General features: G+C 69.5%; 9 protein-coding genes. 7 read left to right on the plus strand and 2 right to left on the minus strand.

Annotated elements, in window-relative coordinates; translation table 11 throughout:
- Positions 1–35 precede the first annotated feature (35 nt).
- Complete coding sequence (xsc, locus tag A9976_RS09850) at positions 36–1,847, minus strand: sulfoacetaldehyde acetyltransferase (RefSeq protein ID WP_183018856.1); 1,812 nt, start codon at positions 1,845–1,847, stop codon at positions 36–38.
- 131 nt (positions 1,848–1,978) lie between these two features.
- On the opposite strand from xsc, the gene A9976_RS09855 reads away from it, so the two are divergent.
- From A9976_RS09855 to A9976_RS09865, 3 genes are read left to right on the plus strand one after another with little or no spacing between them, the layout of a single operon-like run.
- On the plus strand, positions 1,979–2,806 hold the full coding sequence (locus A9976_RS09855; protein ID WP_012203918.1) for an IclR family transcriptional regulator: 828 nt from the start codon (positions 1,979–1,981) through the stop codon (positions 2,804–2,806).
- Positions 2,799–3,776 (plus strand): AAA family ATPase, encoded by a 978-nt coding sequence (locus A9976_RS09860; RefSeq protein ID WP_013803829.1) that lies wholly within the window; start codon positions 2,799–2,801, stop codon positions 3,774–3,776. Before A9976_RS09855 ends, A9976_RS09860 begins: the two co-directional genes overlap by 8 nt.
- A complete protein-coding gene (locus tag A9976_RS09865) occupies positions 3,766–5,457 on the plus strand; it encodes a cobaltochelatase CobT-related protein (protein WP_183018857.1) in 1,692 nt (563 codons plus the stop codon). The genes A9976_RS09860 and A9976_RS09865 overlap by 11 nt, the downstream gene beginning before the upstream one ends.
- An 81-nt stretch (positions 5,458–5,538) precedes the next feature.
- Here A9976_RS09865 and A9976_RS09870 read toward each other — a convergent pair whose 3' ends face one another.
- On the minus strand, positions 5,539–6,303 hold the full coding sequence (locus A9976_RS09870) for an alpha/beta fold hydrolase (protein WP_183018858.1): 765 nt from the start codon (positions 6,301–6,303) through the stop codon (positions 5,539–5,541).
- A gap of 103 nt (positions 6,304–6,406) precedes the next feature.
- Between A9976_RS09870 and A9976_RS09875 the strand changes: the two genes are divergently transcribed.
- From A9976_RS09875 to A9976_RS09890, 4 genes are all read left to right on the plus strand, one after another.
- Positions 6,407–6,775 (plus strand): DUF2946 family protein, encoded by a 369-nt coding sequence (locus A9976_RS09875; RefSeq protein ID WP_183018859.1) that lies wholly within the window; start codon positions 6,407–6,409, stop codon positions 6,773–6,775.
- Positions 6,776–6,909: 134 nt separating this feature from the next.
- Positions 6,910–7,575, plus strand: coding sequence for an SCO family protein (locus A9976_RS09880; RefSeq protein ID WP_183018860.1), 666 nt, complete (start codon positions 6,910–6,912; stop codon positions 7,573–7,575).
- Positions 7,572–9,614: a TonB-dependent receptor gene (locus tag A9976_RS09885; protein ID WP_183018861.1), complete on the plus strand. Its 2,043-nt coding sequence runs from the start codon at positions 7,572–7,574 to the stop codon at positions 9,612–9,614. The genes A9976_RS09880 and A9976_RS09885 overlap by 4 nt, the downstream gene beginning before the upstream one ends.
- 138 nt (positions 9,615–9,752) lie before the next feature.
- Entirely contained in the window at positions 9,753–11,591 is a 1,839-nt protein-coding gene (locus tag A9976_RS09890) for a diguanylate cyclase domain-containing protein (RefSeq protein ID WP_183018862.1), read from the plus strand.
- Positions 11,592–11,641 lie beyond the last annotated feature (50 nt).

Genomic DNA, 11,641 nt, shown 5'->3' on the forward strand with positions numbered 1-11,641 from the left:
AAGGCGCGCAGCGCCTCAGGGGGTGTCAGACAGCTTCAGACGAAATCTTTGTACTTTTCCAGGAAGCGCACGGGCTTGGCCAGCGCATCGCGGCGGAACGGGTCGCCCAGTTCGCGCGTGCACATCACCTCGATCACGCAGGTCTTGCCGTGGTTCATCTGCAGGTCGATGGCCTTTTGCAGCGCCGGGCCCACGTCCTCGATCTGGTCGACCACGATGCTCTCGGCACCCATGGCGCTGGCAATCGCCGCGAAGCTCTCGCTTTCCAGCTCGCCGGCCACGAAGCGGCGGTTGTAGAAATCCACCTGGTTCTTCTTCTCCGCGCCCCACTGGCGGTTGTGGAAGACCACGGCCGTGACGGGAATGTCATGGCGCACGGCGGTCATGATCTCCACCATGCTCATGCCCCAGGCGCCGTCGCCGGCGTAGGCGATGGCCGGGCGGTCGGGCGCCGCGCACTTGGCGCCGATGATGGTGGGCAGGGCATAGCCGCAGTTGCCGAAGCTCATGGGCGCGAAGAAGCTGCGCGGCTCGTCGAAGCGCAGGTAGCTGTTGGCCACGGAGTTGATGTTGCCGATGTCGGTGGAGACCATCACACGCGGCGGCATGGCCTTTTCCAGCTCGCGCAGCACCTGGCGCGGGTGCAGGTACTGGCCGCCCGTGGGCGTGCGCTCGCCCTTGGCCTCTTCGATCATGTCCAGGCTGTAGGGGTCGCGCTCATGCGTCCACTCGTCCAGCTCCTTCTCCCAGGCCGCCTTCTCGGTGGCGATGGTGTCGGCGCGCGCGGCCTTGGTGGCGTCGCAGGCCAGGGTCTGGCCCTGCAGGCGGCGGCCCAGCTCGCGCGCCACGGCCTTGGCGTCGCCGTGGATGCCGACCGAGATCTTCTTGACCAGGCCCAGGTTGGTGTGGTCGGCCTCGACCTGGATGATCCTGGCGTTCTTGGGCCAGTAGTCCATGCCGTGCTGGGGCAGGGTGCCGAAGGGGCCCATGCGCGAGCCCAGCGCGATCACCACGTCGGCCTGGGCGATGAGCTTCATCGCGGCCTTGGAGCCCTGGTAGCCCAGCGGGCCGGCCCACAGCGGGTGCTTGGCGGGGAAGGCGTCATTGCGCAGATAGCCCGTGACCACGGGTGCGCCCAGGCGCTCGGCCAGCTGCCTGCATTCCTCGACCGCATCGCCCATGACCACGCCGCCGCCGGCCAGGATCACGGGGAACTTGGCCGTGGCCAGCAGTTCCGTGGCGGCCTGCAGGCTGTTTTCGCCGCCCGAGCCGCGCTCCACGCGCATGGGCTTGGGGATTTCGCACTGCACTTCGCCGTAGAAGTAGTCGCGCGGAATGTTCAGCTGGGTGGGGCCCATCTCGGAGATGGCGCGGTCAAAGCAGCGGGCCGTGAACTCGGCCATGCGCTTGGGGTTGCAGACATGGCCCTGGTACTTGGTGAACTCCTGGAACATGGGCAGCTGGTTGGCTTCCTGAAAGCCCCCCAGGCCCATGCCCATGGTGCCGGTCTCGGGCGTGATCATGACCACGGGGCTGTGGGCCCAGTAGGCGGCCGCGATGGCGGTCACGCAGTTGCTGATGCCGGGGCCGTTCTGCCCGATCACCACGCCATGGCGGCCCGAGACGCGCGCATAGCCATCGGCCATGTGGGCCGCGCCCTGCTCGTGCACCACGGGGATCAGGCGGATGCCGGCGGGCGCGAAGATGTCCATGGCATCCATGAAGGCCGAGCCCATGATGCCGAACATCTCCGTGACGCCGTTGGCCACACAGGTCTCCACAAAGGCTTCGGAAGGGGTCATCTTCTGGACGCCTTCGACCACCGTACGATTGTTGGCTGCAGTCATGTTGTCTCCTTGAAAATGGAACTTTTAGTTCCGAAAAAAGAAATCACGGCGCAAGTCTAGGACTGAGTTCGCCCGGATGTCAAACAAATTTCTTTTTTCGGAACAAATTGACTCGAAAAATTGAAGAACATATGATGACCAACACCATGAACACCCGTGACCCCATCCCTGCCCGTATCGATGGCGACACGCCCAACCTGCGGCTGTTCGCGCTGCTGGAGGCGATTGCGCAGAAGAACGAGCCCTTCACGCTGCAGACCATGGTCGAGGAGACAGGCCTGCCCAAGCCCACCATGCACCGCATGCTCCAGCAGCTCGAGGGCGCGGGCATCCTGCAGCGCGAGGGCAATGGCCGGCACTACGGCACGGGCCGGCGGCTGATGCGGCTGGCCGAGAGCGTGCTGCTCAACAACACCACGCATGGCGCACGCCATGCGGTGCTGGCCCAGCTGGTGCGCGACATCGGCGAGAGCTGCAACATCACCGCCTTCTCGGGCAGCGAGGTGCTCTACCTGGACCGGGTGGAGACGCCCGCGCCGCTGCGCTTTTATCTGCACCCGGGCTCGCGCGTGCCGGCCCATTGCTCGGCCACGGGCAAGCTGTTCCTGAGCCAGATGGCGCCCGCGCAGCGCAGGCGGCTGCTGTCGGCCGTGCCGCTGGAGGGCTTCACGGCCAACACGCTGACGGCCTTCGACGCGCTGGACGCCGAACTGGACCAGGTGCGCGCCCAGGGCCATGCCTTCGACAACGAGGAATTCCTGCCCGGCCTGCTGTGCCTGGGCGTGCTCGTGCCCTCCATCCAGGGCGGCCCCTCGAACATGGGGCTGGCCGTGCAGGCGCCCATCATGCGTTTCACCCGCGAGCGGGCGCTGTCCTTTCTTCCCCAACTGCGCGCGGCGGCCGAGGCGATTGCGCGCATCAACGACGAAGTCCCCCCGGGAGCCCCTGACGATGACTGAGCTGACCCTGATGCATCCCACGCGCACACTTGGCGTGCGCGAGACCTTCGGCCTGGACACCGACATGCAGGTGCCGGCCTTTGCCGAGCGCAGCGAGCATGTGCCGGCCGTGGACCCGGCCTACCGCTTCAACCCGCAGGCCACGCTGGCCATCCTGGCCGGCTTTGCGCACAACCGGCGCGTGGTCATCCAGGGGCTGCACGGCACGGGCAAGTCCACCCATATCGAGCAGGTGGCGGCGCGACTGAACTGGCCCTGCGTGCGCGTCAACCTCGACGGCCACATCAGCCGGCTGGACCTGGTGGGCAAGGACGCCATCGTGCTGCAGGAGGGCCGCCAGGTCACGCAGTTCCAGGAAGGCATCCTGCCCTGGGCGCTGCAGCGGCCCGTGGCCCTGGTCTTCGATGAATACGACGCGGGCCGGCCCGACGTGATGTTCGTCATCCAGCGCGTGCTCGAACGCGAGGGCAGCTTCACCCTGCTGGACCAAAAGCGCGTGCTCCAGCCGCATGCGCAGTTCCGCCTCTTCGCCACCATGAACACCCTGGGCCAGGGCAACCTCAGCGGCCTGTACCACGGCACGCAGATGCTCAACCACGCCCAGCTCGACCGCTGGAACCTGGTCACCAGCCTGGACTACCTGGCGCCGGCCGAGGAAGCCGCCATCGTGCTGGCGCGCGTGCCGCAGTTGGCCACGCCGCAGGGGCGCGAGCAGGTGGCCGCCATGGTGGCGCTGGCCGCGCTCACGCGCAAGGGCTTTGCGGTGGGCGACCTGTCGCTGCTGATGTCGCCGCGCACCGTCATCACCTGGGCCGAGAACGCGCAGATCTTCCACGACCTGCGGCTGGCCTTCGAGCTGTCCTTCCTCAACAAGTGCGAGCCGGCCGAGCGGGCCATCGTGGCCGAGTATTTCCAGCGCTGCTTCGGCCAGGAACTGGCGCTGCGCGACGAGCCCGCCCATGCCTGCTGAGGCATCCCCTTCGCTGGCGCGCATGGAGGCCTGGGGCGGGCCGCTCTTGCGCGCCATGGCGGGCGATGCCTCGCTGCAGTGGAGCGGGCAGACGCTGTACCGGGGCACGGCGCCCGTGGTGCTGGCAGCGGCCCACCAATCCGATGTGCCGGCCCGATTGGCCGACCAGCGCGGCCTGCTCGACGGTGCCAGCCTGCGCCTTCGCCTGAGCGATGCCGCGCTGCACGCGCGCCACCTTCCCGGCGACCCGGTGGAGCGGCTGGTGTTCGAGCTGCTGGAGCAGTTGCGCGTGGAAAGCCTGGCGCCAGAGGAATGGCCGGGCGCACGCGCCAACCTGCATGCGCGCTTTGTGCACTGGAGCCAGGCCTTTGCCGATTCGGGCCTGACCGAAAGCAGCCTGGGCATTTTGCTGTTCACCGTGGCGCTGACCGCCTGGAGCCGCCTGAGCGGACATGAGCCGCCCGATGCCCTGGCCGACCTGGCCGAGGCCACGCGCGCCGGCCTGTCGGCGCAACTGGGCGCGCAGTGGGCCCTGCTGCGCCGCCACCGGCAGGACCAGCAGGCCTTCATTGCGCCGGCCCTGGCCATCAGCCGCTGGGTGGGCCAGGCCGTGCGGTCAGCCCAGGAAGAGGCGCCGCGCGGCGCTGGCGGGCCGCGCCGGCGCGGCAGCTTCGCGCTGCCGCTGCACTTTGAATCGCAAAGCCTGGATGCGCCGCCCGTGGCGCTCAGCGGCGACAGCCGCGCCTGGGCCGGCTCGGCCCACAGCTACCGCGTGTTCACGCGCGCCTATGACCGCGAGGCGCAGGCGGCCGAGCTGATCCGCGCAGCGCAACTGGCCGAGTTCCGCGGGCAGATGGATGAGGAACTGGCGCGCAGCGGCTTGCATGCGGGCCGGCTGGCCCGCCACCTGCAGCAGCGCCTGGCCGTGCCGCGCCACGACGGCTGGCAGTTCGGCCTGGAGGATGGCCACCTGGATGGAAGCCGGCTGGCGCAACTGGTCAGCGATCCGCAGCAGCGCGCCATCTTCAGGAACGAGCTGCCGCGCCCCGTCAGCGATGCGGCCGTGGCCGTCCTGCTGGACTGCTCGGGCTCGATGAAGGCGCATGCGCGCCAGTTGTCCCTGCTGGTGGACCTGCTGGGCCGCGCGCTGTCCATGGCCGGCGTGCCGGTGGACGTGCTGGGCTTTTCCACCCAGGCCTGGAACGGCGGCCGCGCCCGCCGCGACTGGCAGCGCGCGGGCCAGCCCCACATCCCGGGCCGGCTCAACGAGCGGCTGCACATCGTCTTCAAGGACGCCGCCAAACCCTGGCGCCACGCCCGCCACGGCATTGCCGCGCTGCGCAGGCCCGACCTCTTTCGCGAGGGCGTGGACGGCGAGGCCGTGGAATGGGCCTGCGAGCGGCTGCTGGCGCAGCCCGCGCAGCGCCGCGTCCTGCTCGTCATCTCGGACGGCTGCCCCATGGACACGGCCACGCACCAGGCCAACGACGAGCACTACCTGGACCAGCACCTGCGCCAGGTCATCGCCCGGCACGAGCGCGCGGGCGACGTGCAGATCCGCGCGCTGGGCGTGGGGCTGGACCTGGGCGTGTTCTACCGGCGCAGGCTGGCGGTGGACCTGCGCGAGCAGATCGATGAAGCCCTGCTGATGGACGTGGCGGAGTTGATCTGTCGGCCGTGATGCCGGCCGTGGTGCCTTCCGTGATGCCCTCCACGATAGCGACTTCGCTCAGCGCCCATCCGCCCGGGTGGGACTGCAGATCTAGCGGATCTGCGCGACAAAGTCGCTCACCAACTGCGCAAACTCCACGGGCAGTTCCACGGCACTCAAATGCGCGGCGGGCAGCGACACCAGCTGCGCGCCCGGAATCTGCGCCTGCATGTCCTCGGACAGGGCAGGCGGCGTGGCCTCATCGCGACTGCCCGCAATGACCAGCGCAGGGCAGGCGATGCGCCGATTGCTCTCGCGAAAATCGATGCCGCCCACGGCCGCACAGGCCGCCGCATAGGGCTTGGCCGCCAAAGCCTCCAGCCCTGCGCGCAAGGCGGCCACGCGGGCCGCCTGCCCGGTACGGAACTCGGGGGTGAACCAGCGCTGCATGGCGCCGTCGGCAATCACCGCCACGCCCTGGTCGTGCACGGTGGCAATGCGCGCCTGCCAGCCTGCGCGCGCGGCCTCGTCGTAGTAGCTGGCCGAATTGGCGATGGTGATGCTGCGCACCAGCGCCGGATGGCGCACGGCCAGGGCCTGGGCCGTCATCCCGCCCATGGACAGGCCCACGAAGTGCACCGGCCCGTGGCCCAGCGCCTCGATCACGCCGGCTGCGTCGTCTGCCAGGTCGTTCATGTCGAAGGCCTCGCCGATGGCGGGCGAGCGGCCGTGGCCCCGGTGGTCGTAGCGCACCACGGTGAAGCGGTCTTCCAGCGCCTGGGCAACGCCGTCCCACATCTGGAGGTCACAACCGAGCGCGTGGCTCAGAACGAGGGCCGGGCCTTGGCCCTGCTGCACAACATGGAGTTTCGACATGGCGGTCACTGCTTGGGGAAAAGGCGATTATGGGATGGCCCATGCGGGCAGGCGGCTACGGATACCACGCATATCCGGCATCTCAGCCCCATAATCCCCAGCCATGCACGCCCTGCGCAACTCCGTCTCACTGGCCCGCCTGGTCATGGCGTGGTTCGCGTTGACGCTGGGCATGGCGGTGGCATCGCCCCTGGTGCATCCCCAGGCCATGGAGCTGGTCTGCACGGCAGGCGGCAGCGTCAAGCTGGTGGTGGTCAATGGCCAAGAGGGGCAGGCGGTGTCTGCCCAGCATTCGCTGGACTGCCCTCTGTGCCTGGCGGTGACGCCGCCGCCCGCGCATGTCTCCCCCTCCTGGGCGCAACCGCAGCCGCTGGGCCGCGCGCTGCAGCCCATCGTCTCCGCACGCATTGCCTCCCTGGTCGGCGCGCCGCTGCCGCCGCGCGGGCCTCCCTTGCCGTTGTCGATCGCCTGAGGCATTGGCTGCCGTCCAGCGCTGTCCAGCGTGGTCTGGAGCTTTCTGGCCGCTTGCCTGTCTCAGAACATTGCCGCACCGGCCGGGCGCAGCCTTGGCGCTGCGGCTCCGCCAAGATTCCATGCAGGGAAGCCATGTTCCGTTCCGATTGCCATGCGGTGCCGCAGCGCGCCGCCGATTTTTCTTCGACCCTCCCATCCGTTGCTCCCGTTGCCCTGTCTCGCCGTGCCTGCCTTGGCGGCGGCCTGGCCGCACTGGCGCTGCTGGCCGGCTGCAAGCCCGCCACCGTGCCGTTCAAGGGCATCGACCTCACCGGCGCGCAGTACGGCCGGGACTTCCGCCTGCGCGATGCCGATGGACGCGAGCGCACGCTGGCCGACTTCAAGGGCCAGGCCCTGATGGTCTTTTTCGGCTTCACCCAATGCCCCGATGTCTGCCCCACGGCGCTGACGCGCGCGCTGGAGATCCGCCAGTTGCTGGGGGCCGATGGCACGCGGCTGGCCGTGGCCTTCATCACCATCGATCCCGAGCGCGATACGGCCCAGGTGCTCAAGGCCTATGTGGGCGCCTTCGACCCCGGCTTTGTCGCGCTGCGCGGTGACGAGGCGCAGACGGCCGAGGTCGCCAGGGAATTCAAGGTCTTCTACAAGAAGGTGCCCACGGGTGCGTCCTACACCATGGACCACTCGGCCATCACCTATGTGTTCGATCCCGAGGGCCGGCTGCGCGTGGCGTTCCGCCATGAGCAGGACGCGCAGGACTGCGCGGCCGATCTGCGCCAGATCCTGGGGGCGGCATGAAGAGCTTTGCACTTTCTCTGGCCGGCGCCGCAGGCCTTTGCGCGGCATCCTCCGCCCTGGCCCAGGCAGAACCTGTTCTTGCGGATGTGGAGGTGCGCGCCAGTGGCGCCGCCGCCACGCCCGAGGCGCGTGCCGCCCAGGCCGTGCAGGCTGCGCGCGATGAACTGTCGCAGCGCGCAGGCGGCACGGCCGTCATCGATGCAGCCAGCTACGCGGCCGGGCGCGCCAGCACCGCCGCCGATGCACTGGCCTACACGCCCGGCGTGCTCGCACAGACGCGCCACGGCCCGGAGACGCGGCTGTCCATCCGCGGCTCGGGCGTGCAGCGCGGCTACCTGATGCGCGGCATACAGCTCTACCAGGACGGCATACCGCTGAACCAGGCCGATGGCGCGGCGGACTTCCAGTCCATCGACCCCATGGCGGCCCAGCATGTCGAGGTCTGGCGTGGCGCCAATGCGCTGGAGTACGGCGCCAGCAGCCTGGGCGGCGCGATCAACTTTGTCTCGCCCACCGGGTTGACGGCGCCTGCCGCATCGCTGCGGCTGCAGGCCGGATCGTTCGGCCAGCGGCAGGCACAGGCCCAGCTGGCGGGTCGTGGCGATCGGGTGGATGGCCTGCTGAACATCGGCCGCAGCGAGCAGGACGGCTGGCGCGAACAGTCGGCCTGGCGCACGCAGCGCCTGTCCGGCAATGTGGGCCTGCAGCTCACCGATACGCTGGAGCTGCGCGCCTTCCTGTCCCATGTGGATGCCGACATGCAGATGCCCGGCAGCCTCACGCGCGCGGCCATGCTGGCCAATCCGCGCCAGGCCGCGCCCGGCTATGTGGCGCAGGACGCCGGCAACAACTATCGCCAGACGCGCGGCGCCCTGCGCATGGACTGGCAGCCGCGCGAAGGCCTGCGCTGGACAACTTCGCTGTTCTCCGCGCAGCGCGACCGCTTCCACCCCATGACCATGGGCATCGTCCAGCAGGACATGCGCGACACGGGCCTGGACTCGCGCCTGGTGGCCGAGCTGGGGCAGGGCGGTGGCCTCACGCGCAGGCTGGTGCTGGGCTTTTCCAGCGCGCAGCTCGATGGCGATGAATGGCGCTACACCAATGCGGGCGGCGCGGCCGGCACGTCCACGGGGCGCACGCGCGTGAAGGCGCAGCAGGACGTGGTCTATGGCGAATACAGCCATGGCCTGAGCACCCGCTGGGCGCTGCAGGCCGGCCTGCAGTTCGTGCGCGCCCAGCGCCGCCAGGACAATCTGCTGGCGCCCGCCGCCAGCTACGACGTGGATTTCAGCCACACCTCGCCCAAGCTGGGCCTGCTGTTCGCGGCCACGCCCACGTCGCAGTGGTACGCCAACATCAGCGGCAGCTTCGAGGCACCGCCCATTGGCGAGCTGGTCTACCAGCCTTCGCTGCCGCTGGGGCGCGCGCAAAGCGCAACCACGGTGGAGGCCGGCTGGCGCGGCCACGGCGAGGCCCTGGCCTGGGACGCCGCGCTCTACCACTCGCGCGTGCGCCGCGAACTGCTGGCGCTGACCGACGCCAGCGGCGCGGCCCTGGGCACCACCAATGCCGACCGCACCATCCACCAGGGGCTGGAGCTGTCCATGCAGGCACGGCTTGCGCCGCGCTGGTCGCTGCGCACCCAGTACCTCTACAGCGACCTGCGCTTTGACAACGACGCCGTCTACGGCCGCCGCCGCCTGGCCGGCATCCCGCCGCACCTGCTGCGGGCCGAACTGCAGTGGAAGGCCACGCAGCAGGTCACGGTCGCGCCCGGCCTGGAGTGGCTGCCCTCGCGCACCTGGGTGGACCATGCCAACACCGTGGCCTCCGATGGCTATGCGCTGCTCAACCTGCGCTTGAGCGGGGCGCTGGGCGATGGCTGGAGCTGGTTCGTCGAAGGCCGCAACCTGACCGACCGGCGCTATGCCGCGACCACGGCCGTACAGGCCAATGTGCGCGGCGTGGACGGTGCCTACTACTTTCCCGGAGATGGCCGGGCCGTTTACGCAGGCCTGAGCTGGCGCATGCCCTGAGGGGCCGGGCGCAGCGGCGAAAGGCGCCGCTGCCATGGCGTGCGACCTGGCATGGCGCGCTCCTGCCTTGTGCTAAAAATGGGCCGGTCCATCCACCCCGATGCCCATCCAGCCCGAAGGAAAGGCACACCCGGCGCCATGAAGAGGCTTCTTTCCGACAAGGTGCTCCGGCGCCTGGTGCTCGGCAACCTGCTGGTGGCCGGCCTGCTGGGCCTGGCCACCTGGTTGAGCCTGCGTGCCAACCACCAGGCCGACCTGGACCTGGGCGTTGCCGTCACCCGGAACCAGGCGCGCAGCCTGAGCCTGGAGCTGAACGCCGAGATGCGGCTGGTGGACAACGCCCTGGCCACCGTCGCGGGCCGCTACCGCAGCCGGAGTCTGGAGGGCGCGGACGTGGCGGCGCTGGCCCTCTATGAAATCCTGCAGGAGCAGCGCGCCCTCGTTCCCTTCGTCACGGCGCTGCGCGTCACCGACGCCAATGGCCAGGTCCTGCAGACCGCCAACGAGGATGAGCCGGCGTTCTCCGTGGCCGATCGAAGCTACTTCGACCGCGCGCGCAACACCGACCGCATGGTGGTCTCCGACCCGCTGGTCAGCCACTCCTTCAAGAAATGGGCCATCGTGCTGGCGCGGCGGCTGCAATCCGGCGACGGGGATTTCCAGGGCATCGTCTACGCGGTCGTCGCGGCCGAGCATTTCCAGTCGCTGTTCCGCCGCCAGGCCTTCGGGCCCGACAGCGCCATTGCGCTGCGTTCGGACAAGGATCTGCTGGTGGCCCGCTACGCGGCAGGCGATCCCCAGCCCATGGCCGGCATCGGCGGCTCGGAAGTCTCGGGCGAGTACCACCGGGCCCTGGCCGATGACCGGGAGCTTGGCTGGTACATCACGCCCACGCTGCTCGATGGCGTGGAGCGCATCACGGCCTACCAGCGCCTGGCCGGCTATCCGCTGACCGTCTTCACCGGCCTGGGCACGGAAAGCTACCTGGCGGGGTGGCGTGCATCGGCCTGGCGTGCCTGGGCGCTCACCGGCCTGAGCATCGCGCTGATCGCGCTGGGTTCGGTCAGCCTCTATCTGCTGCAGCAGCGCGAACGCGTGGCGCGCATCCGGCTCGCCGAACTGCTGCGCCAGCAGGAACTGTTCATAGACAACGACCTCATCGGCATGGCGCGCCTGCGCGAGCGCCGGCTGCTGTGGACCAACCAGGCCATGCAGCGCATGCTCAAGCGCCCGGCCGGCGAGCTGCAGGGCACCTCGGCCCGCATCCTCTACCCGGACGAGGAAACCTACGAACGCTCCGGCGAACTGGCCTATGGCGCACTGCGCTCCGGCGGCAAATGCCACACCCAGATGCAGTTGCAGACCCGCGATGGCAGCCTGCTCTGGGTCGATGTCAGCGGCGCGGGCCTGGCCGATGGCGAATCGATATGGGTCTTCGTGGACATCGACGCCCTCAAGCGCGGCGAGCAGGCGGCCCAGCACCAGGCATTGCACGACGTGCTGACCGGCCTGGCCAACCGCCGCGCGTTGCAGGCGCGGCTGCAGCGCGCGCTGGCCCAGGCCAGCGGCCCCGGCCAGCTGGCCGTCTGCTTCATGGACCTGGACGGCTTCAAGCAGGTCAACGATACCGAAGGACACGATGCCGGCGATGAAGTGCTGCGCATCATTGCCCGCCGCCTCACCACCCAGGCCCGCGAAACCGACTGCGTCGCCCGCCTGGGCGGAGACGAATTCGTGCTGCTGCTGGACAAACTGGCCTCCGCCGAAGACGCCTTGCAGGTCATGCAGCGCTGCCTGGCCTCCATCTGCCAGCCCATCCGCCTGCATGGAGGCGCCACCGTGCAGATCGGCGCCAGCATGGGCGTTGCCCTCAATGCCGCCCGGGAAGATGCCACCCAGCTCCTGCAGCGCGCCGACGAGGCCATGTACGCGGCCAAGCGCGCGGGCAAGGGGCGGATCGTGCTGGCGGGTGGGTAGGACTATGGAGGCCGTGCCGCTGCTGTGATTGGGGCAGTTGCCGGGGCAAG

The organism is Delftia sp. UME58 (assembly GCF_014170385.1).
GTDB lineage: Bacteria > Pseudomonadota > Gammaproteobacteria > Burkholderiales > Burkholderiaceae_C > Comamonas > Comamonas acidovorans.